This window comes from Prolixibacter sp. DSM 2831, from assembly GCF_056493735.1.
Map to the genome: position 1 here is coordinate 690,393 of NZ_CM151379.1, position 26,922 is coordinate 717,314.

Genomic DNA, 26,922 nt, shown 5'->3' on the forward strand with positions numbered 1-26,922 from the left:
GACAAAAGAAACGCAAGCACACAAGAAACCATGGAACAAACCCGCCTAAACGCCTATCACATTATGTGGCTATTTGTCTTTTTCGACCTGCCCGTTACCACAAAGAAGGAGCGACGGCAGGCTACCCGTTTCCGCAAAGATTTATTGAACGATGGGTTTTCGATGATGCAATATTCGGTATATAACCGGCATTGTGCCAGCAAGGAGAGTGCGGAAGTACACATTAAGCGGGTAAAGAGTTACGTTCCGGAGAAGGGACAGGTCAGTATATTGACGGTGACGGATAAGCAGTATGGCAACATCAACAATTACTGGGGCAAGCGTAGTTCGCCCATGCCGGAAGGTCCGAAACAACTGGAAATGTTTTAAATTTGAACGGAGACTTTTCCAAAGTTTCAAACTTTGGAAAAGTTGGAACCAGAGAAAATCGCTCTTTGACATACTGATTCTTCAAAAGCATCATTATATTTAGAATCGAAAAAATGGGGTGTCGAACCACTTCTTTGGAGCCAAACAACGATTTAATGGTTTGAATAAATCGCTAAAGCCCTTGTGAAATAGGGGTAGAAGAGCCCAAGGTTGTGGTTTGATGCAAAATTGAAAAGACTTACAACCAGCCATACGAGTACCAGAAACAGGGTATAGTTGTGGTTTGATGCAAAATTGAAAAGACTTACAACTAAGGGGGATGATACGGTAGATGGTACGGTGTTGTGGTTTGATGCAAAATTGAAAAGACTTACAACATCTGGAAGGATATTGTTGGATACGAAGGCGTTGTGGTTTGATGCAAAATTGAAAAGACTTACAACACTTGACTATTTGTGGGATTGGTCGTAACTGTTGTGGTTTGATGCAAAATTGAAAAGACTTACAACTAAGCCAGTAAAGATTGACTGGCAGAATACGTTGTGGTTTGATGCAAAATTGAAAAGACTTACAACTACTCTTGCGTCTCATAGCTGTTATCAAACGTTGTGGTTTGATGCAAAATTGAAAAGACTTACAACATGATTTCCGGCGCCAAGCGTGTTACTACTGTTGTGGTTTGATGCAAAATTGAAAAGACTTACAACATCAGACATTACACCCTTCTTCCGTTTAGGTTGTGGTTTGATGCAAAATTGAAAAGACTTACAACGACACGCGAATACTTCGTGTTCAGCGTTCAGTTGTGGTTTGATGCAAAATTGAAAAGACTTACAACCCCAAAGTATAACAGTGGTGATGTGGTTGCGTTGTGGTTTGATGCAAAATTGAAAAGACTTACAACAATCCTTTTGAAGCTATGGCATTATAACCGGTTGTGGTTTGATGCAAAATTGAAAAGACTTACAACATGGTGAATGAACAAGGGCATAAGGTTGTCGTTGTGGTTTGATGCAAAATTGAAAAGACTTACAACAAAAGGCGGCATGGTTCGACCGTGATACCCGTTGTGGTTTGATGCAAAATTGAAAAGACTTACAACTTTTACTGCTCAATTTGTAAGTGCAGGTATGTTGTGGTTTGATGCAAAATTGAAAAGACTTACAACAAGGCGGCTACCAAAGCGGATATGTTGAAGGTTGTGGTTTGATGCAAAATTGAAAAGACTTACAACCAACCTTATAAATATCAAAAGAGCGGCATTGTTGTGGTTTGATGCAAAATTGAAAAGACTTACAACCAGTTCGTTTCGGATGCCAGATTGGAGAACGTTGTGGTTTGATGCAAAATTGAAAAGACTTACAACTTGATTTGTTTGATTGAGCTCAAAGATTACGTTGTGGTTTGATGCAAAATTGAAAAGACTTACAACCGGATTTGTTTGTCTACCCCAAGTTCCGTGTTGTGGTTTGATGCAAAATTGAAAAGACTTACAACCAATCACTAAATCATATATCTCTGCTCCTGGTTGTGGTTTGATGCAAAATTGAAAAGACTTACAACGACTACTTCCAGTACACCTGCAGCGGGGAGGTTGTGGTTTGATGCAAAATTGAAAAGACTTACAACACACTCGACCAAAGCAGCCAGCCTCTGCTGTTGTGGTTTGATGCAAAATTGAAAAGACTTACAACTGGCTTTCCTATCGCGATGAAATCAATAAGGTTGTGGTTTGATGCAAAATTGAAAAGACTTACAACTCTACACTTCAATCATCGTTAGGGGCAATGGTTGTGGTTTGATGCAAAATTGAAAAGACTTACAACCAAGCACACACGGCTGAGAGATGAATCAAGGTTGTGGTTTGATGCAAAATTGAAAAGACTTACAACCGCACTCTTTTCAATGGCTATGTTCCTATTGTTGTGGTTTGATGCAAAATTGAAAAGACTTACAACCTACTGAGTGCAGACTATTACCCTTTTAAGGTTGTGGTTTGATGCAAAATTGAAAAGACTTACAACCAGTGAGGACTGACAGTAAAAGACCTCACGGTTGTGGTTTGATGCAAAATTGAAAAGACTTACAACTCTTTTGCATCAATCATTGGTTTCAGTATTGTTGTGGTTTGATGCAAAATTGAAAAGACTTACAACATTTCAACGCGTGTCGACTCACAGGGAACTGTTGTGGTTTGATGCAAAATTGAAAAGACTTACAACGGGGCCGGCACCGAAGAACAGTTTATTGCCGTTGTGGTTTGATGCAAAATTGAAAAGACTTACAACAAACAATAAACGGACACCCGCAGGATGTCCGTTGTGGTTTGATGCAAAATTGAAAAGACTTACAACATGGGAGTAGTTAAGACTTGAGCTCTACCGGTTGTGGTTTGATGCAAAATTGAAAAGACTTACAACACTTAGACTTATCAAGATGTACGAATACGGTTGTGGTTTGATGCAAAATTGAAAAGACTTACAACTGTAAGTAGATGTAAGTCGTTCGATTTGGGTTGTGGTTTGATGCAAAATTGAAAAGACTTACAACGTTCCCCTGCCGATATAGCTAAGGATGTAGGTTGTGGTTTGATGCAAAATTGAAAAGACTTACAACAGTGATTTAAGTGATGGGTCTAAGATTGCGTTGTGGTTTGATGCAAAATTGAAAAGACTTACAACAGTGCAGAAATGATTGAAAAACAAGAACGAGTTGTGGTTTGATGCAAAATTGAAAAGACTTACAACTCGTAGGTAAAAAGTATTAAAATGTAGTTTGTTGTGGTTTGATGCAAAATTGAAAAGACTTACAACATTTGTATTGAAGATATCGCTGCTGGATTAGTTGTGGTTTGATGCAAAATTGAAAAGACTTACAACTGGATGCATTTACAGAAAGAATCGCTCAGGTTGTGGTTTGATGCAAAATTGAAAAGACTTACAACTAAATAGGACACCCCCACGCCTGGAAGTGGTTGTGGTTTGATGCAAAATTGAAAAGACTTACAACGCAGCGAGAAAAAAGCTCAAGCTTCCGGATGTTGTGGTTTGATGCAAAATTGAAAAGACTTACAACTGCGTGGTATCTGCGTAACGAGCTCAAACTGTTGTGGTTTGATGCAAAATTGAAAAGACTTACAACAAACAACCTAATTAAAGGGGTTTCCAATACGTTGTGGTTTGATGCAAAATTGAAAAGACTTACAACGTACGTATATGCTCTCAGTTTTATTAGTCTGTTGTGGTTTGATGCAAAATTGAAAAGACTTACAACTACCGCTCATCTGGTACCCGCGACCAACACGTTGTGGTTTGATGCAAAATTGAAAAGACTTACAACTGGTGATGGAAAGGAAAATCAAAGGTCGTGTTGTGGTTTGATGCAAAATTGAAAAGACTTACAACTGATTGGAATATGGCTTCAGCCTACATTGGGTTGTGGTTTGATGCAAAATTGAAAAGACTTACAACTATTATTAATAGTAGCTCCACCAGTGGAATGTTGTGGTTTGATGCAAAATTGAAAAGACTTACAACGGATCTAAATCTGAGCTTAATCACAGAGTAGTTGTGGTTTGATGCAAAATTGAAAAGACTTACAACGATCCATGTCTCTGTAAAGTCGGGTGACTTGTTGTGGTTTGATGCAAAATTGAAAAGACTTACAACTATTTGGAGTTAAAGAAAGATGGGGTGTCCGTTGTGGTTTGATGCAAAATTGAAAAGACTTACAACGTTGTGGGCTTGTTCCTGTACGTTCCCGGCGTTGTGGTTTGATGCAAAATTGAAAAGACTTACAACAACAAAAATAGGACACCCCCGCCGGAAGTGGTTGTGGTTTGATGCAAAATTGAAAAGACTTACAACCATCATCAGAAAACTGAAAGTGTAATGGGCGTTGTGGTTTGATGCAAAATTGAAAAGACTTACAACAAGGACTATCCGTTTTTCAAGATGCTGGAGGTTGTGGTTTGATGCAAAATTGAAAAGACTTACAACGTGCGCATCTTCAATCACAAAGGCATTAGGGTTGTGGTTTGATGCAAAATTGAAAAGACTTACAACCGGCCCACCTACTGTACCACTAGTATTCGAGTTGTGGTTTGATGCAAAATTGAAAAGACTTACAACATCCTTCAGTGGAGGGATGGCCGGTAGCTGGTTGTGGTTTGATGCAAAATTGAAAAGACTTACAACTTATGCCGATCTGGTGGTGTAATATACCCCGTTGTGGTTTGATGCAAAATTGAAAAGACTTACAACCAAATGTTTCGCATCGGCAATGCTTCCTACGTTGTGGTTTGATGCAAAATTGAAAAGACTTACAACGAGTCTGTTTCTGAGACGGCAATAGAATCAGTTGTGGTTTGATGCAAAATTGAAAAGACTTACAACAAATTAATTGCGCAACCGAACCAATACCCGTTGTGGTTTGATGCAAAATTGAAAAGACTTACAACTACTGGTAATTTAAACGACTATGCCCAAAGGTTGTGGTTTGATGCAAAATTGAAAAGACTTACAACAATGATTGTTTTGTTGTTCATGTTACCTCCGTTGTGGTTTGATGCAAAATTGAAAAGACTTACCGATGTTGTTTCCAACCTGACAGGTTTCCGAAACCTGTCAGGTTTTTTCATTAGTGTCGGTAATCCTAACCGGTGTTGCTTTTGTATACATGCTTACTTACCTGGTGTTCAACTTCGATAAACTCATCGCGGGGGCTCTTGATGTCAAAAAAGAGTTTTTAATGCTGCCATTTGGGTTTTGGAATAAAAAAAGAGGCCACCTAATTCAGGCAGCCTCTCTTTCAGTAAAAATATAATAATGTAGATTAAGCTTCGGATGCTCTTTCCAGCCTTTTCAGAATCATGAAAATAAAGGCTGCTGAAACCAAACACATCACCACCAGGATGAGGAAGAATTGCCAGAGTTCCAGCGTATCCCAGAATTTTCCAATCAATCCGGCCATCAGGTTACCAATGGCGGTTGCTCCCAGCCAGCCTCCCTGGGCCAAACCTTTGTACTTGGGCGGTGCCACCTTCGATACAAACGAAATACCGATAGGACTCAGGAACAACTCGGCAATGGTGAGCGTGAAGTAGGTGCTGATTAACCAGTACGGCGATACCAGTGAATCAGAAACGTTTCCGTGCAATGCTCCAGGCGACATCAGGTTGTCTGATGCCAGGATGAGCAGCGTAAAACCAAGTGCCGTCAGGATCATTCCGATACCAATCTTCTTCGGTGATGAAGGTTCTTTGCCAATCTTGCGCAGCATGGTGAAGAAACCAACAATCAGCGGTGTCAGGAACACGATGAAAATCGGGTTAAAGTGCTGGAACAACTGCGGAGAGATCATCATGGTATCATCGTAACTGTTGTAAACCATTCCGGTAATAATTGAGCCTACAACGAAGACTCCGAAACCGATCGCCCGGAATTTGGATGCCAGTTTCCGGCTAAACGTCATAATCAATCCGATGATAGCAAACAGCAGCGGCAGGAATGCACTTAAGTCGAAGAACATAAATGTGAACCGGCTTACCTTGCTAACAGTATAATCGCGCGCGAACACGGTCATGGTAAATCCATTCTGGTGGAAAGCCATCCAGAAAAACATCACGACGAAGAATACCAGCAACAGGGCCACCAGACGTTTGCGGGTTGCTTCCGGTGTCATGTGCACCATCTTGTCTTTCAGGTTCACATCCATTGATTTTTGTTTCTCGGTCACGTCAGCAGCTTTGTAATACTTGCGGAATCCGATAAAAATCAGGAGTGAAACAACCATACTAATGGCTGCCAAAGCAAAACCAGCGTTGTATGACTGAGATAGCGTGTCGAGGTAGAGGTGGCTGAAATGGGTTAAATCAGTGAATTTATCACCCATTTGCTCGTGAGCCAGTTTCATCAACTCGGTTGTATCTTTCAATTTTCCATCGAGATACAGATGGGCCATGTTCGGAATCTGGGCGTTGTAAAACAATCCGGCCTTCTTCAGAATCATGTTACTGATACCGGTCGCTGCCGAAGGAGCGAAAAACGCACCGATATTGATTCCCATGTAGAAAATGTTGAAAGCATTATCGCGGTTGGCGCTGTACCTCGGGTCATCGTACATGTTACCCACCAGGGCCTGCAGGTTTCCTTTAAAGAAACCGGTTCCCAGCGATATGACGGCAAGCGCTGCTACCATTAACAGTAGTCCTTGTCCCGGTATGGCCAGCATGAGATAGCCGAGGAACATGACAATGGTTCCGATAGTAATGGTTTTTCCGTAACCCCACACTTTGTCGGCCATAATACCACCAATGAGGGGAAGGAAATAAATTCCGAACAGGAAACCACCGTAATAGTCACCCGCTGTAGCTGTTGAGAAGCCAAATTTTGCCTGGAGATAGAGGGTGAAAATAGCGAGCATGGTATAGTACCCGAAGCGCTCACCCATATTGGCAAAAAACGCGACATATAGTCCTTTAGGATGTCCTTTAAGCATAAATGTATGATTTTGATAGATTAGTTCGAAAATTCGCAATCGGACAAATATAATTAACTTTTTCTTCCATAAAGGAGAGCCAGGTCATACATCAACATGTTGTATGAAAGAAAATGAACAGCATCCGAAGGTCTGAATATGGAAAAGCGGTTGTGATTTTGTAAATTCGTTCAGCATGGATTACCGTAACCGGTGATCGTGAAAAGACTTCCAAAGAAAAAATCAATTACTATGAAACTTTTTGCCACCAGCCAGATTGCTGGTATCGATAAATATACCATTGAGCATGAACCCATTTCTGACATCGATTTGATGGAACGGGCTGCATCCACCCTGGTCGATTGGATTCTGCATCACGCCGAGCCCGAGCAGCACATGGTGTTTTTTGTGGGGCCGGGTAATAATGGTGGCGATGCGTTAGCCGCTGCCCGGATGCTCGCATGGGCACTTTCCGGCATCGATGTGTATGTGATGGACTTGGGAAAAGGAATGTCCGAATCGGCCAACACCAACCTGGAGCGTTTGCAACAGCAAAACCGCACGCAAATTGTGTATCTGGACGCTGATGCTTCGATGCCGGAAATCAAACCGACCGACTGGGTGGTTGACGGCTTGTTTGGTTCAGGCTTGTCACGTCCGTTGAAAGGTTTGCCGGCGAAAATCGTGAAACACATCAACGCCTCCAGTGCACAGGTCATCGCCATTGATATTCCTTCCGGCCTGATGGGCGAAGACAATCGTGAAAACGATCGCGATTCCATTATACGCGCCGATGTGACGCTTACGTTTCAGTTTCCGAAAATCAGTTTTCTCCTTCCGGAAAACGATCCATTCACCGGTCATTGGGTAGTTCTGGATATTGGATTGCATCCCGACGGAATCGAACAAACGGAGACCCCTTTCTTCTATACCGACCATCAGGTAGCCAAAAGTCTGTTGAAAGACCGGAGAACCTTCGCCCACAAGGGAAACTTCGGACATGCGTTGCTGATTGCCGGCAGTTATGGAAAAATGGGAGCTGCTGTTCTGGCATCGCGGGGATGTCTTCGTTCGGGAGTCGGTTTACTCACGACGCATGTTCCCCGTCTCGGATATAGCATCCTGCAAAACAGCATTCCGGAGGCCATGGCGAGTATCGACCAGTCGGATTTGATGTTTACCCAAAATCCGGATTTAGCCTCTTTTGATGCGATTGGTATCGGGCCCGGCTTGGATACTAAATGTAACACCGGGCGTGGTGTGCAGCACATGTTGGAAGAAGGACTGAAAAAGCCGATGGTTATCGACGCAGATGGTTTGAACCTGCTGGCGAGAAATCCGGAGTGGTTGAAGAACCTACCGCCTGAAACCATCCTGACACCACATCCGGGAGAGTTTGCCCGGTTGACACACCCGGTAGAATGCGGGTATGAACGATTGCAACTGGCCAAAGAATATGCGCGGGAAAATGGCGTTGTGCTGGTATTGAAAGGTGCTTACACAGCTATTGCCTGCCCCGATGGGACCTGTTGGTTTAACAGTACCGGAAACCCGGGGATGGCTACGGCCGGAAGTGGTGACGTGCTGACAGGTATTCTCCTTGGCTTGCTGGCACAGGGATATACCGCAAAAGAGGCAGCTATTCTGGGTGTTTTCCTTCATGGACTGGCCGCTGATTTCGCTGTCGAGGAAGGTTCGCACGAGGCGCTGCTGGCAGGCGATATTACGCAGCACCTCGGATTGGCATTTGCCACACTTAAAGATTCTTAAAGATTTTGTGAAAGCAAAAAAAACTATCAAATTTGGGGATATTTGTTTCTGTTAATCTCTCTTTTTCAGTGAGAGAAACTGAGAAAAGAATTTGCTGGTGTATGAGGTAGCAGGAACAAACAGACTTAAGACAATGAGGCAAAGCAGTATGAAATCTTCCCGACAAGGGGGTTTTACGACTGGCCGTTTTTATGTGGTTGAATGAATAATTAAAGAAAAATGAAAAGTATATATCTTACTTTACTGGGCTTACTGTTTGTTGCCGGACAGGTGATGGCATCGCCCAAAGATGACAAGCGCAAAGATGAGGATCAGGTTCCTTTTACAGGAAGCGTTGTTTATTCTTTGCCGGAAACGGGGATTCGGGTAACTGTTGAAGCGGAGCAGGTGAAATTTGTTCACGGTCCGTATTACCAGTACGCCGAAAAATACCTCGGAATTCCGAATGCACCTTCCACCGATCGGGAAACCTGGAAAATTACCAATGTGAGCCTGGAGACCTATGGTGAACCGGACCCGAATGAAGTGCATAGAGCATCCGGTCCTTATGCGTCGGCTTTAAGCCTGACAGAAGACGGAGTATTGATTGGCATCAACAGTGATGTGAAATCTGGGAAAGAGGATGTGAGCAGTTCCGTTTATACACCGGATGTGGCGGTGCCGGATGAGCCCTGGCCCGATCGTTCGATGCATTCGTTCTTGAATGAGGTGGATACGATTTCGCCGGAGATGTACACTGCCAAAACGTTGCAGCAGAAAGCGCTGGAAACCGCACACGATATTACCAAAATCAGAAAGCGGAAATTCAAATCGCTTGTTTTCGGATACGATAAAGCTTTACCCGATGGTGAGGCATACAATACCATGGTGGCTCAGCTCGATAAACTCGAAAAGAAATATGTGGGGCTTTTTATCGGAAAGTCTTACAAAGCAAAGCACACCTATGTTTTCAATGTGGTTCCCGGAGCGAAGAATGGTAAGAGCGAGATTGTGTTCCGGTTCTCTACTTCGAAAGGCGTGGTTCCGACCACCGATCTTTCCGGGAAACCAGTGATGCTGGAGCTTGACCCGAATACCAGCCTGGAGAAAAGCAATGGCCAGATGGCGGCGGTGCAGCCAACCACAACTCCTGAAACAAGCAACAGCGGTTTGTTTTACCGGATTCCCGGAAATGCAGAAGTGCGTTTGTTGGACGGGACGCAAACTTTGCTGGAGTCGCACCTGACGCTGGCACAGTTCGGCAAAGTGGCTCCCATTCCCGAAGGCCTGCTCAACGGGAATTATTCCATACGCTTGCATCCGGCTACCGGCGCGATTCAACGCATTAAGGAAAAAAATAAAGAAGAAATTCAATAGTTGATGAATGCGGACTACGGTCCGCATTTTTTTGTTGCTATCGGCTTTTCCTGATGTTTCCCAACATCTTTGAAGCAACGCATGGCTCTCCCAAACCTCCGGTTTTAAAGGGTTTTGATTTTTAACATCGTATTTTTTTTGTCAAAATATGACGTAAATCGCCTTTGTTGAGCAGAATATCTTCCGGTTTTTATTGTATTTTGGGCTGCCAATAGGAAAAAATCATTTGTAAGTAAATAGATAATTATGACTGAAGCAATTCGAAAATCGTTGAGGGAATCACCAAAAGCAAGGTGGACGGCGATGGTTGTCGTATCACTTTCGATGTTTGGTGCATATTACTTTAACTATGCTTTGTCGCCTGTAAAGCCAATTCTTGAAAGTGCTTTAGGGTGGACAAGTTCTGATTTTGGTGTCTACACCTCTGCCTATGCCTGGTTTAACGTCTACTTTTTGATGTTGATTTTCAGCGGTATTATACTTGACCGTCTGGGAATTAAAATTACCGGTTTAGGTGCCACCGTTTTAATGGTACTGGGTACAGGTGTTAACTATTGGGCTATTACGGCACCTTTCCCCGCCGGCGCTCATGTTACTCTTCCGCTGGTTGGTGATATCAAAACGGAAGTACTTCTTTCATCCATTGGATTTGCCATTTTTGGTGTAGGAAGTGAGGCGACCGGAATTACCGTTTCGAAAGCGATTGTGAAATGGTTCAAAGGTAAAGAGATGGCTTTGGCCATGGGATTGCAGATGTCGATTGCCCGTTTGGGAACTGCTTTAGCGTTGGCGATTTCGCTGCCATTGGCTCTTCATTTTACTTACAGGGCTCCTGTAGCGTTTGCCTTCATCCTGATGTTGTTGGGAGTCATCGCGTTTATCACCTATATCGTACTGGATACCAAACTCGATAAGTCGGAAGCACACATCGAAGTTGAAGAAGAGGAGCCGTTCCGTTTGAGGGATATCGTGATGATTATTTCGAACAAAGCGTTTTGGTACATCGCCATCCTTTGTGTTCTCTTCTATGGTGCGGTTTTCCCGTTCTTATTCTACGCAACCGACTTCATCATCAACAAATACCACGTATCACCGTCTCTGGCCGGATTGATTCCGAGCTTGTTGCCTTTCGGAACCATCTTCCTGACTCCTTTCTTTGGTGGTATTTACGATAAGAAAGGAAAAGGTGCGACCATCATGATCATTGGTGCTGTCATGTTGATTGTGGTACACGGATTCCTGTCTATTCCGACCCTTGATAACTGGATTTTTGCCGCCGCCATGGTAGTCATTCTTGGTATTGCTTTTTCGCTGGTGCCGTCAGCCATGTGGCCATCAGTACCGAAAATTATTCCTGAAAAGCAATTGGGAACAGCTTATGCTGTTATCTTCTTCATCCAGAACATTGGTCTGATGTTGATTCCGCTTTTGTTGGGCGTTGTACTGAATTCGACCAACCCGAATGTGGCACCGAACAAGACCATTATCCGGAAAGCTGTTGAGATGAGTTACACGCAGGCGCTGAAGAAGGAGAACATTACCCTGGACGCTAAAGCGCTGAATATTGCCATTGAGAAAACAACCAGTGGTGTGGTTGATTCGATTGTTGAGTCGGCTTCTTATGTTCCTACTCCGCAAAGCCAAATCAATCCGGAAAAAGTTGAAAACACAATTGTTTCCAATAACCTCGACATGTTGGGAAGTCCGGAGATGGGAGTGACCCAGGAAAAAGTGCTGGACAAAATGGGCTCGACTTTCAAGAAAGCTACTTTCGAAGTGGTGACCCAGGAAAAGCTGAATATCCGGTACGATTACCAGTACGACATTCTGATGTTTACATTGCTGGGAATTTTGGCCCTGTTGTTTGCCTTCCTGTTGAAGCGCGAAGATTTCAAGAAAGGATATGGTCTCGAGAAACCAAATATCGAGAGCTAACACCTAAGAATATTGATAAATTCAAAGGGCTGACCGTTTTCCGGTCAGCCCTTTTTGTTATTCCCTTTCGGGGAAATCATGAGTTTTGACAGGGCAAACATCCTTCTGATTTGTTATTTTTAAGGATTCAAAAGAAAACTTCCATTAATCATTCGCTGTTCAGGACATTAGAAAATCTGTTTTAAACATTATTATAATCGAAAATTATGAGTAAAGAGATTACCAATCTGGAGCCCAAAGCACTTTGGGAAAATTTCTATCAACTGACTCAAATTCCACGTCCATCCAAAAAGGAGGCAAGAATTCAGGAGTTTATCGAGAACTTCGGAAAATCGCTGGGACTGGAAACCATCAAGGATGAAACCGGTAACATTATCATTCGCAAACCGGCTACCCCGGGAATGGAAAACCGGAAAGGTGTTGTTTTGCAGGGCCACCTCGATATGGTTCCGCAGAAGAATAACGATACAAAGCATGATTTCGAGAATGATCCGATTGATGCATACGTTGATGGCGACTGGGTAACCGCTAAGGGAACGACGCTGGGGGCGGACAATGGTATCGGTGTGGCAGCTGCCATGACCGTGCTGGCTGATAAAAATATGCAGCACGGACCGGTTGAAGCACTGTTTACCTGCGACGAAGAGACGGGTATGACGGGTGCTTTCGGTTTGAAGAACGATGTCCTGAAAGGTGATATTCTTTTGAATATGGATTCGGAAGACGAAGGTGAATTGTATGTTGGTTGCGCCGGTGGTGTTGACGCCAACATCGAGTTCGAATTCGACCAGGTGGTTGTTCCTTCCGGCGTGAAAGCTTTTGATTTGGTTATTTCCGGATTGAAAGGTGGACACTCAGGAATGGACATTATTCTGGGTCTGGGAAATGCCAACAAATTGCTGGTTCGTTTTCTGAAATATGCGGTAACTGAACTGGATGTTCGTCTGGCCGGAATCAACGCTGGTGGGTTGCGTAACGCAATTCCCCGTGAAGGTACAGCTAACATCGTTGTCCCTGAAGAGAATGTTGATGCACTGAAGAAAGCGGTTGCGAAATACGAGGCGGTATACAAAGCGGAATTGAGCAGTCGCGAACCGAACCTGAGTTTTGTAGCCAAAGAAGCTGATATGCCGAAGTCGTTGATTGACGAGGCGGTTCAGGATGGTTTAATTGATTCGGTGAATGCATGCCCGAACGGCGTTATCCGCATGAGCGACGATATGCCCGGATTGGTAGAAACATCAACAAACCTTGCTTCGATTAAATCGGAGAATGGAACCATCGCCATTCAGTGTCTGTTGCGTAGTTCGGTTGATACAGCCAAAGATTATCTGGCTGATCGTATCGACAGTGTGTTCTCTCTGGCCGGAGCTACTGTTGTATTTACAGGTGGATATCCCGGATGGAAGCCGAACATGGCTTCACCGATTCTGAAGCAGATGCAGCAGATTTATAATGATAAATTCGGTAAGATACCGGAGATTAAGGCGATTCATGCCGGATTGGAATGTGGTTTGCTCGGAGCTGTTTATCCCAATTGGGATATGATTTCGTTTGGTCCGACCATTCGTTCTCCTCACTCTCCTGATGAGAAAGTACATATTGAATCAGTGAACAAATTCTGGGACTTCCTGGTTGAGACACTGAAAAATGTAGAAGAAAAATAAAGGATTGATTCCTTACAAGCATTAAAAAAAGCTTTCCTCTAACGGGGAAAGCTTTTTTCTTGGTATCTGTTTTTCTTCTTTTTCAGTGTCGGGGCATGGTGTCGATAATCTCGCCTTCATCCGTCAGGTAATAGCCCATCGCGTGCGCTGTCAGGCAGGCGTGTACCGGGAGAATTTCGACTAGGTCACCAATCTTGAATTTGTTGAATTCCTGCGGCGAAACCTTCAATATTCCATGTTCCTGCGACAAATCGTGCAGGTAATTCATTTCGTTCAAAAGAATGCGTTTGTTGCCATCTCTCCTGACGATGCGCCCGTACAGTTTTTTACCATCGATATTCATGATGTAATCTTTCGAAAAATGAACGGCTCCACCATGGATGACCACTTCATTTCGTGATTGATTTTTGGATACGACAGGGCAAACCATCCGAATGGCAATTTGGTCGTATTCACATGCGCTGAGTTGCTGTTGCATCAAATCGTAGAATACAAAATTGCCGGGCCGGATTTCGTCAACGCCACGGAAATCATCGCTAATGCTGCACGAAGGAGTATCACCGATGGAAATTTCCAAATCGGGGAATACCGGGGAAAATTTCGTTTTCAGACGGTTCAGTTTCATCAGCGCATCGAAGTGGATATTGTATATGGTATGACGGGCTTTGGTTTTGTAGGTATGACCTGAATGAGACAGAAATCCCTTGAATTTTACATTTTCCTTATACAGCAGAGCATATTCCAGCAGATTTTCGATTTGTCCTTCGCGGTCGGCTTCAATACCTGTACGACCGTGCCCGGTGTCAATTTTCACATAAAAATCGACCACGGATGTCAGCTTATTATTGAGGAATTTCAGAATTTCATGGGTCTCGACAACAAGATTGAGCTTAATCTTTTGCGCTAACGCATTGATGTTGTCTATTTCCAGCGGATTGACAGGAAAGGCAATGGTGATATCATCCCATCCCTGTTCTGCAAAATATTCAGCCATTTGCACAGAGGATACCGTAATGGCAGTGACTCCATATTCCCGAAACCAGGAGCCTATTTCTGCAGAAACATGGGTTTTAAAATGTGGCCTGAAGCGGAGTTTATGCTTTTGGGCCTTGTTGGCCATAAATTCGATGTTCGACAGGCATTTCTTTTTGTCCAATACTAAAGTCGGGCGAATGATTTCCATTAATTCGGTTTTATTTCGGTCTGACAGAGTTTGCTATCCACTTTTTTCATCAACTCGCATCGTAAATTATACAAGTTTTTCGAAATTCCAACTTTGTAGATGTGTGCTTTGATAAAACGCTTGTGTTCTGAAGGTAATAATGCTGCACGAGTCATCAGGTAGTCACGGATTTCCATTAGCGAAGGCAGTTCTTCAGTTGGTTCACCATTTTCGTAAACAACATGCTGCAGCTTCTCTCTTCTCAGATGTGATACCTGTGTATATTTTTCAGGATGATGCGGATGATAAATGTATTCAGCTTCATTCGGATTTTCATCAGCCAGTAAAATCCCATCGCGGTAGAAAAAGCCTTCCTCATCGTAGTAACGATAGACTTCTTTCTTTCCCGGAAGGGTTACTTTTTCAATGTTTTCCGAAATTTTCATCCGCGGAGTACCGTTGCACTCAGCCAGTTTGTAAACACCATCGAGGGCGGCTTCCGGCTTTCCGGTCACCATTTCGGTTCCGATTCCAAAGGCATCGATGGGTGCTTCCTGTTCTTCCAGGCTTTTAACTACATGTTCGTTGAGCTGGTTGGAGGCGAATATCTGAAGGTATTCAAGTCCGGCAGCATCCAGCTGTTTCCGGGCTCGCTTGCTCAGGTAAGCAAGGTCACCACTGTCGAGCCGGATACCTATCATTTTCTCTCCGCGCGCTTCCATCTCCTTCGCCACTTTGATGGCATTCGGAACACCACTTTTTAGCGTATCGTAGGTGTCAACCAGCAGAACGGTATTTTTAGGATGGATGTCGGCAAATGTTCTGAACGCTTCCAGTTCGTCTTCGAAACTTTGAATCCAGCTGTGGGCCAGCGTTCCGGAAACCGGAATATTGAATGCTTTGCCGGCGAATACGTTGGAGGTAGCTGATGCTCCGCCGATGACAGCGGCCCGGGATGCGTGGATACCTCCCAGTCCATGAGCCCGGCGCAGACCAAAATCGACAAATGTTTTCGCTTTGCTAACATGTTTGATCCGGAAAGCTTTCGTTGCTACCAGCGACTGAAAATTCAGCAGATTCAGCAGCATCGTTTCAATAAGCTGTGCTTCGATAATATTTCCTTCAACACGTAGTATCGGTTCGCCCGGAAAGACGATTTCCCCTTCCTTCATGGAGATAATTCGTCCATTGAATTGGAAATCTCTCAAGTACTCGATGAAATCAGGATGAAGTCCGGTTTCCTTCAGGTATTCAATATCTGAATCGGAATAATTGAAATGTTTCAGCAATCTTAAAACTTCACCTAAGCCGGCATAAACCAGGTAACCTCCTTCGTAAGGATTGGTCCGGAAGAAATAGTCGAACGTAACCTGTTCGTCCTTTTTTCCGGAAAGAAAATAGCCCTGGGCCATGGTGAGTTCGTAAAAGTCGGTATATAGTCCCAAATGGTCGTTCAATGTCTGCATAATATGTCGTGGAGGATGTTAAACCTTAAATATACTGATAAATTGACTAAACAAGCTAATTATGTAGATTTTTCCAAGGGTTGAAGGCAGAGAAGGAGAAGTGTTGTCTTATAGGTTTTTAGTTACCATAATTTTATGGTAATGTAAATGCATTCCAGATTATGAAATATTGAAAGAAGGATATAGAAAATCCCGGCCAAATGACCGGGATTTGTGGGTATTAAAAGATTTTAAACGATTTCTCGAATAACGGTTGCAGCTCTGTTTGGCCCCACCGATACGATGCGGATGGGAACGCCCACCTGTTCCTCGATGAAGCTGATGTATGATTTCAGCTCATCCGGGAACTGATCTTCCTGGGTAAGATGACTGATTTCGGTATGCCATCCCGGCAATTCGGTGAAAACCGGTTCGACATGTTCATCCAGTTCGTATGGGAATTCATCCGTTTCTTTTCCATCGATACGGTAAGCGGTACAAACTTTGATGGTTTCAAACTCATCCAACACATCGGCTTTCATCATAATCAATTCGGTTACACCGTTGATCATGATGGCATATTTTAGTGCTACCAGGTCGAGCCATCCGCAGCGACGCGGACGACCGGTGGTTGAACCGTATTCATTTCCTTTGTCGCGGAGTTGCTGGCCTTCGTCATTGAACAATTCCGTCGGGAATGGTCCCATTCCTACACGGGTGCAATAGGCTTTGAAAATACCGAACACATCACCGATTTTGTTGGGAGCGATGCCCAGTCCGGTACACGCTCCGGCACAAACCGTGTTGGACGAAGTTACAAACGGATAGGAGCCAAAGTCGATATCCAGCAACGTTCCCTGCGCTCCTTCTGCAATCACAGTCTTTCCGGTTGCGAGCAGATTGTTGACGTAGTTTTCACTGTCAATCAGCTGGAACTGCTTCAGGGTTTCGATGCCTTCGAACCATACTTTTTCGTATTCGGCCAGTTCGGCTTCGTAGTCGTAGTGGTAATAGTTGCTCAGTAAGTCCGTGTGCTGTTTGACACGTTCTTTGTATTTTTCTTCAAAATTACTGAGAATGTCACCTACCCGAAGTCCTTCCCGGCCAATCTTATCACGATAGGTCGGTCCAATTCCTTTCAGTGTGGAACCAATTTTTCCTTCACCTTTGGCTGCCTCCGAAGCTGCATCCAACAGCCGGTGTGTCGGCAAAATTAGATGTGCCTTTTTGGAAATGAATAAATTTCCGGTGATATCAAATCCTATTTCCTTCAGGGAATCAATCTCTTTCTTAAAAATACAGGGGTCGATAACTACGCCATTACCAATGATGTTGATCTTGTCGCCACGAAATATTCCGGAAGGAATGGTGTGTAAAACGTGTTTGATGTCGTTAAATTCGAGGGTGTGACCTGCGTTGGGACCTCCCTGAAAACGAGTGATTACATCGTAACGGGGGGTGAGTACATCCACAACTTTTCCTTTACCTTCGTCACCCCATTGAAGGCCTAGAAGTACGTCTACTTTCATTTTCAAAAATGTTAAGTATTCAGGCTCTGATTAGCGGAACCGGTTTTGATTTAAGTTTATATGTAATTAACTCAGAACCATTTGCTACGGAAAATGTAGCTGGCCGGTACGGCCTGTCGACGGCTGGAAAATTACGGCTAAAATTACAACTTTTTTCCGAGGGGGCATAAAAAATCCCGCCGAATGGCGGGACCGGGTATTGATAATAAAACTATTTGCGTCAATAAATTCAGTCGTTATCGATACGCTCCCCGTACAGGTAAAGTGAGTGGTGAGACAACTTGAAATTGTTATTTTTGCAAGCTTCTTCAATTATCTCACGTATTCGCGGATCGTAAAATTCCAGAACTTCGCCTGTTTTCAAATCAATCAAATGGTCATGTTGCGAAGAGGCAAACGTTTTCTCGAATTGTGCTATGTTTTTACCAAACTGGTGTTTCACCACCAATTTACAATCGAGAAGCAATTCGATCGTATTGTAGAGCGTTGCACGACTCACCCGGTAGTTCTTATTCTTCATCGAGATGTATAACGACTCGATGTCAAAGTGTCCTTCCCGGGAGTAAATCTCGTCTAAAATTGCGAACCTCTCAGGCGTTTTACGGTGACCCTTTTTCTCAAGGTATTCCGTAAAAATATTTTTTACTGTTTCTTTGGTTTTCTGCGGATTATTCATACTTAAACCAAGTTTAAATAGAGAGGTAAAAATATAAAATTTAATTCAAATAAGTATAAATTTCTGGAGTCATTTTTCAAATCAAAGCTCCTTTCTTTCAACCGAGTCAATTCCCTTTATCTCTTTTAGCTTAGAAAGCAGGTTATCCAGGTCCTCTGTATGATGGACGTAAAGATAAAGGTTCCCTTCAAAAACACCATCATGTGTGTCAAAATTTATGGAGCGCATATTGATTCCATATTCATTGGAAATCACATTGGTAATCTGGTTCACCATTCCCTGGCGGTCGAATCCCCTGATGTAAATGTGGGAAAGATAGGACAGAACTTTAAAACGGGTCCATTTAGCCTCAAGAATATTGTCTCCCTGGCTCGACATCAGTTTTATCGCTTCCGGACAGGTTTTTTTATGAATTAGAATATTTCCGCTGTCGGCAATGTAGCCAACCACATCATCACCGGGAATCGGGTTGCAGTCGGTTGCCAGGATGTAATTATTCTGCTCCGGATTTTCTTCCAGAAGGAAGGGTTTCTTTTTATCGATAACCGGGCCTGAGGATTTTTTCTTTGACGAAAAGGTTAGTTTCCAGAATTTGACAAACTTATTTTCCGACTTCTTTTGCAGAATCTCTTCCAGCTTTTCGAGCTTCAAAAGCCCCATCCCGATTTCTGCATACAGCTGTTCTTTGGTGTGCAGGCCAAAGTGATTAATCAGCTTTTTCAAGGTATTGGCCGAGGGTAGCACGTTTAATTTTCCCAGCTCTTCGCGCAAAATCTCCTGTCCGTTCTCGATGTGTTTGCGTTGCTCTTGTTTGAAGGAGTCACGGATTTTGGACTTGGCTCGCGCGGTAACGGCAATCTCCAGCCACGATGGTTTCGGGTTTTGCTTATCGGAAGTAAGGATCTCAACCTGGTCACCACTGCTGAGCACATGACTCATAGGAACCAATTGGTGATTTACCTTGGCCCCAATGCATTTGTTTCCCAGTTCGGTATGGATGTCGTATGCAAAATCGAGAACGGTTGCATCCTTGGGCATCATTTTCATATCGCCTTTCGGCGTGAAGATGATGATTTCCTGCGAATACAAATTGAGCTTGAACTCATCGAGAAAGTCGAGTGCATCGGATTCCGGATTCTGAAGCAGCTCTCGAATTTTCTCCAGCCACCTATCTATTTCGCTTTCCGCGGAATTATCGCCTTTGTATTTGTAGTGGGCAGCAAAACCACGTTCGGCAATTTCATCCATCCGCTCGGTCCTGATTTGCACCTCTACCCATTGACCTTCCGGCCCCATCACGGTAACGTGAAGCGCTTCGTAACCGTTCGCCTTGGGAATGGTAATCCAGTCGCGAATACGGTCGGGCTTGGGCTTGTAAATGTCGGTAATGAGGGAGAGGATATCGAAACACTGCCGTTTCTCTGACAGGCCGGGTTTGGGTTTAAAGACGATGCGGATAGCGAGGAGGTCGTAGATTTCAGAGAAGGAGACTTTTTTATTCTGCATCTTATTCCAAATGGAATAGATGGATTTCGGTCGCCCGCTGATGGTGAAATCGAAATGTTCCTCGTATAATTTCTTTTGAATGGGTTTGGCAAACACATGCACCAGGTAATTAATGCGCTCTTCCTGGTTGTGCAGCTGCAAATCTATTTGCTGATAAGCCTCCGGATGTTTGTATCGGAGACTCAGATCTTCCAGCTCTGTTTTAATGGAGTATAGTCCCAAACGATGAGCCAGTGGAGCAAATACATACAAGGTTTCACCGGCAATTTTCAGCTGCTTGTTCCGGGGCATCGAATCGAGGGTGCGCATGTTGTGCAACCGGTCGGCCAGTTTGATCAGAATTACGCGTACGTCATCCGAAAGCGTGAGTAGCATCTTCCGGAAGTTAACGGCCTGTTTGGAATCGAAGGTTCCCGATAGCTTGGTCAAACCGTCAACGAGATTAGCTACTTTCTCACCAAACATATTTTCGATATCTTGAAGCGAGTAGTCGGTGTCTTCCACTACATCGTGGAGAATCGCGGCTGTAGCTGATTTGGCGCCGAGGCCGATTTCGCTGGTAACAATTTTCGCTACCGCGATGGGATGAACGATATAGGGTTCACCAGACTTTCTGCGCACACCCAAATGAGCCTTGTTGGCGAAGTTGAAGGCTTTTACAATAAGCGCCTTCGCTTCGTCGGTCAGCGGACGGTTGAACGATTTCAGCAAATCGTCGAAGATGTCCTGGATGTATCGTTTTTCGGCTTCGGTCTGTAAACCCATTCAATTGCTGTTTAAAATGTTTTGTAATCAGCTATTTCGAATTGGTAAAAATAATTTTTTACCGGTTAAATATTTCATCCCTGTGAAATATAATTCATTCTTCTTTCGCAATAAGCGAAAGGTTGAATCAGGAATGCTACAATTGCTTTGCCAAAATGTCAAATCCGGGTGGTTGCCGAACGGTTGTTTTCGTTGAAACGTTGCGAAAGTTCGTTTTGTTTCTGACTTCAGGTTGTGGGATCGTGAATTTTGGGTTATTCGCCACTTTCCAATCGGCGGAAATCATTCTGTGCCTGCTCGTAGGTTTCCGGTATCCCGATATCGAGAAAATATCCGTTAGCCGGGAAAGCTCCGCAGGAAATCTGCCCGATTTGCTTTTCGAGGAAATCTTTTTCAAAGGAAAATTTGGCTGGATAACTTCCTTTTTGCAGGATATCTTTTTCCATCAGGTAAACACCGCCGTTGATAAAGCCCTGTGCTACTTTTTCCTTTTCGTGAAACGCCTGAATTCTATCATCTGTGATTTCAACTCGACCATAGCGGTCGAAGTCGGTCAATTCTTTCACGGCCAGGGTTAAATCGAAGTTCTTCTTTTGGTGGAAGTTCTCCATTTCAGCCAGAGGTACTTTGAATAACGTATCTCCATTGAAAAGGAAAACACGCTCTCCGCTTACCTGTTCCAGGGCCAGCTTGATGCCTCCTCCGGTTCCCAGCGGCTCCGGCTCAACGGCATATACTATCTCCATCCCAGCGTGCCGATGACCGAAATATGCTTCAATCATTTTGTATTTGTACCCTACCGATAAAATAACCCGCTCGATGCCTTGTGTCGAAAGTTCATTTAAAAGATAGGAAAGGAAAGGTTTGCCGTTTATAGCGGCCATGGGTTTGGGCATGTCATAAACAACATCCTGAAGACGGGTACCCAGTCCGCCGGCTAATATAATGGCTTCAACGGTTTTCATTTCTTAGTTTGGTGTAACGGTTATACATTATTTTAACGCATAACACATGGCTTAATTGTCTGGTTGACCAAACAGGTTACTTTCTACAATTTCGCAGAAAATGTGTCCCATCAGGATGTGGGCTTCCTGGATGCGGGGCGTATCGGTTGAGGGAACATTGAGCAATATGTCGGCGAGTATTTTTAATTTTCCACCTGTTTCACCGGTCATGGCAACGGTGTGCATCCCTTTGTTTCGGGCAGTTTCCATCGCTTTCACAATGTTGCCTGAGTTTCCACTCGTCGAAATGCCAACTAAAACGTCTCCTTTTCTTCCGGTTGCTTTGATGTAACGGGCATAGCCGGTTTCAAAATCATAATCGTTGGCAACTGCCGTCAAAAACGAGGTGTTTACGTGACAGGCTTCGGCGTCGAGAGGGTCTCTGTCGAGGTAGAAACGACCGGAAAGTTCTGCAGCCAAATGTTGCGCATCAGCAGCACTTCCACCGTTTCCGCAGAAAAGAACTTTTCCTCCTTCCCGGTAGGTGCGTGTAATCAGTGCAGCAACGAGCTCAATCTTCGCAATCAAATCGTCGTTTTCCAGAATGCGACGTTTTACGTCCAGCGCTTCGGTTATGCGTTCTCTTATCATGGTTTTATTTGCGTACAGTTTAACTGGTCCAGGTGCTCAGGCCGTGTTTGGTAAATCCGTACCGTTTGACCTGACCGCCAAATTTCAGCAGGCTTTCCACCACCGGATAGCGGGTGTTTCCCGGACAATAAAAAAACATAAATCCACCACCGCCGGCGCCCGAAATTTTTCCCCCGGTCGCTCCGGCTTTTAATGCGGTGTCGTAAATTTCGTCAATTTGCGGATTGGAAATCCCTTCCGCCATCTTTTTCTTGTTCTGCCATCCAAAATCGAGAATCGTTCCCACCTGGTCCAATTCTCCCTTCAACAAAGCTTCTTTCATCAAAATAGCTTGCCGCTTGATGTTGTGCATGGCTTCTATGGAAGAAGTATTCTTTTTAGTGACATTTTCCCGCTGTTGCTCGATGATGGTCGAGGAGAGGCGACTGGTTTCGGTGTAATAAAGAACCAGGTTGAAAGCCAGTTCGTCCAGAACGCGTTGGCTGATGCGTAGCGGATTCACGATCACCTTGTCTTCTTTGTAAAATTCCATGAAGTTTACTCCGCCGAAGGTAGCTGCGTACTGGTCTTGTTTTCCACCGGCCTGAGCTAAATCGACCCGTTCGATAGCGTAAGCCAGTTGTGCGATATCGTATTCGCCCAGCGGAAGTTTCAGCCATTCGGCGAAAGCACCAAGAATTGCCGCTACCAATGTTGAGGAAGAGCCCAGTCCCGATCCGGGGGGCGCGTCCACGTATGTAGTCAGTGTGAATGACAGCGGCTTCTGTGTAAAATCGCGAACAATCCGGTTGTAAATGCCTTTCAGCAAATCGAGCTGACCATCGATGGGAAGTTGCCCGGCAGAGGCTAATGTGAGATGCTCGCCTTTGTCGACTGCATTCAGGATGATTTTACCATCGGTTCGCGGTTCGATCGTAGCATAAGCATACATGCTGATGGTGGCATTCAGAATGGCGCCGCCAAACAGGTCAGAATACGGCGAAACGTCGGAGCCGCCGCCGGCCAGTCCAATTCGTAACGGAGCTTTACTTCGGATGATCATACATTAGACGATTTGTTGTACACTTCGCTGATGGTCTCTACCATCCGCTGCCATGAATATTTTTTCTTTTCTTCTTTTACCTGTTCTTCAAATTCAGCCTGACGGTTGTTTTCATAAAAGTCAACCAACGCGTTGGCGATTGCTTTTACATTGGGTTGTACCACATAACCCACTTTCTGGTCAGGAATAATTTCGGACAAACCACCAACATCGGTTACCAACATGGGCTTCTCGAAGTGGTAGCCGATTTGCGTTACGCCGCTTTGTGTCGCCGATTTATAGGGCTGAACAACCATGTCAGCCACGCTGAAATATTTTGTCACTTCGCTGTCGGCAATAAAATCTGTCTGAAGAATAAGATTATCGCCCAGCTCAAGTTTTTTGATGAGTTGATGATAACTGTCGGGTGGAGCATAAAACTCGCCGGCTACCAGCAATTTGACCGGATATTTTCGAAGGCGTTCATCTGCGAAAGCTTCCAATAGCCAGTCGAGACCTTTGTAGTCGCGGATGAAGCCGAAGAAAAGGAGATAACGAAAATTCGGATCCAAATCCAACGCTTTGGCGGCTTCTTCCCGCGGAAGCGGAGCCCCAAAATTATCGAAAAGCGGATGAGGGCATAAGCCACGTGGTTTGTTTTGGTCGAATTTAGCAATGTCGTTGAATACGCTTTTCGACATGGCTACAAATCCGTCGACAGCTTTGATGAAAAAGCGGGTAAAGGGTTTATCTCCCGGACGTGGTTCGTGCGGAATGATGTTGTCGGCAATGGCAATTACCTTCGTTTTTTTGTTTTTCCGGACGCGTCGTGCGATAGTGCCAAAACAGGGCGCCATGAATGGCAGCCAATATTTGAAAATGACGATATCCGGTGCTTCTTTCCGAATACGGTTACCGATTTTTCTCCAGTTGAGCGGATTGATGGAATTGACCGTGGCCCGGATGTCGAGATCGTTCGGCGCTTCCCAATCGGCGTACTGGGTTTTTCCCGGGAAAAGAAAGTTGGGATACTGCAGGGTAAATGTTTCAATACGAACTTTATAGCCCGAATCCTGAAATTCGCGGGCCAGGCGCTCATTGTATGCGGCCAGTCCTCCCCTGAAAGGCCATGCAGTTCCGATAATGACTACTTCTTTCTTCAATACATGAAAATTTACAAACAAAAGTACGATTTTCGGTATGATGCCAAAACCGAAATGCAATTCAACCGATAATTCCTGAAAATCACCCGCCATGTCATGAGCCTCATTTGAAATTAACTGCATAAGAATCATGCAACTTTTTCATCCGGATGATAGTTGTTCGGCGTGAACGATTATCTTTGTTTTCTTGTTGAAAAATGGAAAAATTCGGAAAATGAACGAACGACCACTCATATTGCTCACCAACGATGATGGTGTTTATGCCAAAGGATTAAAGGAAGTAACTGAAGTAATGCGTCTTTTTGGCGACATCGTTGTCGTTGCTCCTGATAGTCCTCGCTCCGGTATGTCGCATGCCATTACGGTCGATCGGCCGTTGCGCGTGAATAAACTGGAGGAAGAAGATGGTCTGACAATTTACTCATGTACCGGAACTCCGGTTGATTGTGTGAAACTGGCTTGTAACCAGTTGCTCGAGCGGTTGCCCGATTTTGTGATTTCCGGCATTAATCACGGGGCCAATAGTTCGGTTTCCATTTTGTACTCCGGAACGATGGGCGGTGCTATCGAAGGCTGTATTCACGGCATTCCTTCCATCGGTTTTTCATTGAACGATTACGACACCGATGCCGATTTTGCCCGTTCCAAAGTGGCCGTTGCCCGTATTTTCCAGGTGGTGGCCGAGCATGGTTTACCCGACGGCGTTTGCCTGAATGTGAATATCCCGAAAGGAGAGGTGAAAGGCATTAATTTCTGTCGGCAAACACGTGGTAAATGGGAAGAAGAGTTCGAACACCGGACTGATCCTCATGGCCAAAGTTATTACTGGTTGACCGGCTATTTCAATAACGCTGAAGCGGAAGCCCGCGATACAGACGATTTCGCTTTGAAGAACAGCTATGTCTCAGTTGTGCCTGTCACCATCGACTTGACGGCTTATCAGGCATTTCAGCACATGAAAACCTGGAAGTTTTAACCATGGAGAATCAGGAACAACAAAAACAACCCCGGAAGCTGAATAATATTTGGTTGGGTGTGTTAGCCGGAGCCTTGATGCCGGTAGTATTCTTTGTGTTATACTATTTATTCCGGTTTGGATACATGCCATTTTCAGCATTTATTCATCGCTTAGTGGAAACGAATACGATTATTCACGTGTTAAGCCTGGCGGTTTTTCCTAATCTCGGACTATTCATGCTGTTTGTTCGTGGAAATCGGTTGCGTTCGGGAAGAGGCGTATTATTGGCAACGATTTTATATGCCGTGGTGGCTTTTATCGTAAAATTGTCCTAAGCGATTTTGACTTTCTATCGGAATTTAATTCGATTCATCTAATTATAAATCTGAGTACGCGTGAAGTATTTTTTCATTGCCGGTGAAGCGTCGGGCGATTTACACGCCTCGCATTTGATGCGCGAACTGAAAGAGGAAGATCCGCAGGCCGAGTTTCTTTATTTCGGGGGCGATTTGATGGAAGCCGAAGGTGGTAGATTGCTGAAACACTACCGTGAAATGGCTTACATGGGCTTCATCACGGTAGTGAGAAATCTGGATAAGATTAAGGCCAACTTCAAGCTGGCTGAAGAGGAACTGCTTGCCTGGCAGCCTGACGTGCTGATTCTCGTAGATTATCCCGGGTTCAACCTGCGCATGGCGAAATTTGCCAGGGAACACGGTATTCGGACATTCTATTATATCTCCCCGAAGATTTGGGCGTGGAAAACCAAGCGTGTAAAGAAGGTGAAGCAATTCATCGATGAGATGTTCACTATCTTTCCCTTCGAAACTGAATTTTACGCCAAATACGATTATCCCGTCCGTTATGTGGGAAATCCAACCGTCGATGAGTTGGCGGTGAGGCCTAATCAGGATGAGACATTCGGTACATTTGTATCGCGTAACCGATTATCGGGAAAGCCGCTGGTTGCCTTGCTGGCCGGTAGCCGGAAACAGGAAATCAGCAACATTCTCCCGGTAATGGCTGAAACGGCATCACGTTTCCCGGAATATGAATTTGTGTTGGCCGGTGCACCTTCGCAGACAGAGGAATTTTATCGTCAGGTTTTGAAGGACAAAGATATTCCGGTCGTTTTCAATCAAACCTACGAATTGCTGCAACAATCAACAGCCGCCTTGGTGACCTCCGGAACGGCGACCCTTGAAACGGCGGTCATGAATATTCCCCAGGTAGTTTGTTATAAAATGGAGCTAGGGAAAATTGCCCGTTGGGGAAGGCCGTTTTTGCTGAAGATTCCTTATTTTTCGCTGGTCAACCTGATTGTGAACCGCGAAATAGTGAAGGAATTGTTCCAGGATCGTTGTACCGTTGATACGGTGAGCGCTGAATTGAAGCAGGTTCTGGAAAACGAATCCTACCGGGAAGAAATGCTGAGCGGTTACGATGAAATGCGCCGGCGGTTAGGGGAACCCGGGTGTGCTGCGCGGGCTGCCAAACAGATGGTTGAGCTGCTGAAATAATTCAATAG

18 protein-coding genes and 1 CRISPR repeat array are annotated in these 26,922 nt (G+C 44.5%); of the genes, 8 read left to right on the forward strand and 10 right to left on the reverse strand.

Annotated features, from left to right (window positions below):
- Positions 1-63 precede the first annotated feature (63 nt).
- Positions 64-369: a CRISPR-associated endonuclease Cas2 gene (gene cas2, locus AC060N_RS02765; protein WP_479525786.1), complete on the forward strand. Its 306-nt coding sequence runs from the start codon at positions 64-66 to the stop codon at positions 367-369.
- Between the two features lie 209 nt (positions 370-578).
- Positions 579-4,960: a CRISPR direct-repeat array (repeat unit 36 nt; unit sequence GTTGTGGTTTGATGCAAAATTGAAAAGACTTACAAC).
- A 242-nt stretch (positions 4,961-5,202) separates the two neighbouring features.
- Here the strand turns inward: cas2 and AC060N_RS02770 are convergent.
- Positions 5,203-6,867, reverse strand: coding sequence for a peptide MFS transporter (locus AC060N_RS02770; RefSeq protein WP_106543116.1), 1,665 nt, complete (start codon positions 6,865-6,867; stop codon positions 5,203-5,205).
- A 231-nt stretch (positions 6,868-7,098) separates the two neighbouring features.
- On the opposite strand from AC060N_RS02770, the gene AC060N_RS02775 reads away from it, so the two are divergent.
- From AC060N_RS02775 to AC060N_RS02790, 4 genes are all read left to right on the forward strand, one after another.
- A complete protein-coding gene (locus AC060N_RS02775) occupies positions 7,099-8,616 on the forward strand; it encodes an NAD(P)H-hydrate dehydratase (RefSeq protein WP_479525787.1) in 1,518 nt (505 codons plus the stop codon).
- Between the two features lie 219 nt (positions 8,617-8,835).
- A complete protein-coding gene (locus tag AC060N_RS02780) occupies positions 8,836-9,972 on the forward strand; it encodes a DUF4831 family protein (RefSeq protein WP_479525788.1) in 1,137 nt (378 codons plus the stop codon).
- A 246-nt stretch (positions 9,973-10,218) separates the two neighbouring features.
- On the forward strand, positions 10,219-11,907 hold the full coding sequence (locus AC060N_RS02785) for an MFS transporter (RefSeq protein ID WP_479525789.1): 1,689 nt from the start codon (positions 10,219-10,221) through the stop codon (positions 11,905-11,907).
- A gap of 206 nt (positions 11,908-12,113) precedes the next feature.
- The gene (locus AC060N_RS02790; protein ID WP_479525790.1) at positions 12,114-13,574 is read left to right on the forward strand and encodes an aminoacyl-histidine dipeptidase; all 1,461 of its coding nucleotides are present in this window, start codon (positions 12,114-12,116) and stop codon (positions 13,572-13,574) included.
- Positions 13,575-13,656: 82 nt separating this feature from the next.
- Here the strand turns inward: AC060N_RS02790 and AC060N_RS02795 are convergent, their stop codons facing one another.
- From AC060N_RS02795 to AC060N_RS02835, 9 genes are all read right to left on the reverse strand, one after another.
- Positions 13,657-14,757: an alanine racemase gene (locus AC060N_RS02795; protein ID WP_479525791.1), complete on the reverse strand. Its 1,101-nt coding sequence runs from the start codon at positions 14,755-14,757 to the stop codon at positions 13,657-13,659.
- Positions 14,757-16,202: a nicotinate phosphoribosyltransferase gene (locus tag AC060N_RS02800; protein WP_106543110.1), complete on the reverse strand. Its 1,446-nt coding sequence runs from the start codon at positions 16,200-16,202 to the stop codon at positions 14,757-14,759. Before AC060N_RS02800 ends, AC060N_RS02795 begins: the two co-directional genes overlap by 1 nt.
- Positions 16,203-16,432: 230 nt before the next feature.
- Complete coding sequence (locus AC060N_RS02805; protein ID WP_106543109.1) at positions 16,433-17,710, reverse strand: adenylosuccinate synthase; 1,278 nt, start codon at positions 17,708-17,710, stop codon at positions 16,433-16,435.
- Between the two features lie 229 nt (positions 17,711-17,939).
- Complete coding sequence (locus AC060N_RS02810) at positions 17,940-18,386, reverse strand: Fur family transcriptional regulator (RefSeq protein WP_106543108.1); 447 nt, start codon at positions 18,384-18,386, stop codon at positions 17,940-17,942.
- 81 nt (positions 18,387-18,467) lie between these two features.
- Complete coding sequence (locus AC060N_RS02815; protein ID WP_106543107.1) at positions 18,468-20,657, reverse strand: RelA/SpoT family protein; 2,190 nt, start codon at positions 20,655-20,657, stop codon at positions 18,468-18,470.
- A 254-nt stretch (positions 20,658-20,911) separates the two neighbouring features.
- Positions 20,912-21,622 (reverse strand): nucleotidyltransferase family protein, encoded by a 711-nt coding sequence (locus AC060N_RS02820; RefSeq protein WP_479525792.1) that lies wholly within the window; start codon positions 21,620-21,622, stop codon positions 20,912-20,914.
- A gap of 51 nt (positions 21,623-21,673) precedes the next feature.
- Entirely contained in the window at positions 21,674-22,252 is a 579-nt protein-coding gene (locus AC060N_RS02825; protein WP_463231971.1) for a D-sedoheptulose-7-phosphate isomerase, read from the reverse strand.
- Between the two features lie 19 nt (positions 22,253-22,271).
- Positions 22,272-23,294, reverse strand: a complete 1,023-nt coding sequence (locus AC060N_RS02830) for a GHMP family kinase ATP-binding protein (RefSeq protein WP_106543104.1) — start codon at positions 23,292-23,294, stop codon at positions 22,272-22,274.
- Positions 23,291-24,559, reverse strand: a complete 1,269-nt coding sequence (locus tag AC060N_RS02835; RefSeq protein WP_479525793.1) for a glycosyltransferase — start codon at positions 24,557-24,559, stop codon at positions 23,291-23,293. The genes AC060N_RS02830 and AC060N_RS02835 overlap by 4 nt, the downstream gene beginning before the upstream one ends.
- Positions 24,560-24,650: 91 nt before the next feature.
- Here AC060N_RS02835 and surE point away from each other — a divergent pair, with 91 nt between their 5' ends.
- From surE to lpxB, 3 genes are read left to right on the forward strand one after another with little or no spacing between them, the layout of a single operon-like run.
- Complete coding sequence (surE, locus tag AC060N_RS02840; protein ID WP_153641273.1) at positions 24,651-25,412, forward strand: 5'/3'-nucleotidase SurE; 762 nt, start codon at positions 24,651-24,653, stop codon at positions 25,410-25,412.
- A 2-nt stretch (positions 25,413-25,414) separates the two neighbouring features.
- Positions 25,415-25,729, forward strand: a complete 315-nt coding sequence (locus tag AC060N_RS02845) for a hypothetical protein (RefSeq protein ID WP_479525794.1) — start codon at positions 25,415-25,417, stop codon at positions 25,727-25,729.
- Between the two features lie 60 nt (positions 25,730-25,789).
- A complete protein-coding gene (gene lpxB / locus AC060N_RS02850) occupies positions 25,790-26,914 on the forward strand; it encodes a lipid-A-disaccharide synthase (RefSeq protein ID WP_479525795.1) in 1,125 nt (374 codons plus the stop codon).
- Positions 26,915-26,922: the final 8 nt, after the last annotated feature.

Coding starts and splice junctions, on each gene's coding strand:
- cas2 (WP_479525786.1), top strand. CDS start 64: ATGTGGCTATTTGTCTTTTTCGACCTGCCCGTTACCACAAAGAAGGAG.
- AC060N_RS02770 (WP_106543116.1), bottom strand. CDS start 6,867: ATGCTTAAAGGACATCCTAAAGGACTATATGTCGCGTTTTTTGCCAAT.
- AC060N_RS02775 (WP_479525787.1), top strand. CDS start 7,099: ATGAAACTTTTTGCCACCAGCCAGATTGCTGGTATCGATAAATATACC.
- AC060N_RS02780 (WP_479525788.1), top strand. CDS start 8,836: ATGAAAAGTATATATCTTACTTTACTGGGCTTACTGTTTGTTGCCGGA.
- AC060N_RS02785 (WP_479525789.1), top strand. CDS start 10,219: ATGACTGAAGCAATTCGAAAATCGTTGAGGGAATCACCAAAAGCAAGG.
- AC060N_RS02790 (WP_479525790.1), top strand. CDS start 12,114: ATGAGTAAAGAGATTACCAATCTGGAGCCCAAAGCACTTTGGGAAAAT.
- AC060N_RS02795 (WP_479525791.1), bottom strand. CDS start 14,757: ATGGAAATCATTCGCCCGACTTTAGTATTGGACAAAAAGAAATGCCTG.
- AC060N_RS02800 (WP_106543110.1), bottom strand. CDS start 16,202: ATGCAGACATTGAACGACCATTTGGGACTATATACCGACTTTTACGAA.
- AC060N_RS02805 (WP_106543109.1), bottom strand. CDS start 17,710: ATGAAAGTAGACGTACTTCTAGGCCTTCAATGGGGTGACGAAGGTAAA.
- AC060N_RS02810 (WP_106543108.1), bottom strand. CDS start 18,386: ATGAATAATCCGCAGAAAACCAAAGAAACAGTAAAAAATATTTTTACG.
- AC060N_RS02815 (WP_106543107.1), bottom strand. CDS start 20,657: ATGGGTTTACAGACCGAAGCCGAAAAACGATACATCCAGGACATCTTC.
- AC060N_RS02820 (WP_479525792.1), bottom strand. CDS start 21,622: ATGAAAACCGTTGAAGCCATTATATTAGCCGGCGGACTGGGTACCCGT.
- AC060N_RS02825 (WP_463231971.1), bottom strand. CDS start 22,252: ATGATAAGAGAACGCATAACCGAAGCGCTGGACGTAAAACGTCGCATT.
- AC060N_RS02830 (WP_106543104.1), bottom strand. CDS start 23,294: ATGATCATCCGAAGTAAAGCTCCGTTACGAATTGGACTGGCCGGCGGC.
- AC060N_RS02835 (WP_479525793.1), bottom strand. CDS start 24,559: ATGCAGTTAATTTCAAATGAGGCTCATGACATGGCGGGTGATTTTCAG.
- surE (WP_153641273.1), top strand. CDS start 24,651: ATGAACGAACGACCACTCATATTGCTCACCAACGATGATGGTGTTTAT.
- AC060N_RS02845 (WP_479525794.1), top strand. CDS start 25,415: ATGGAGAATCAGGAACAACAAAAACAACCCCGGAAGCTGAATAATATT.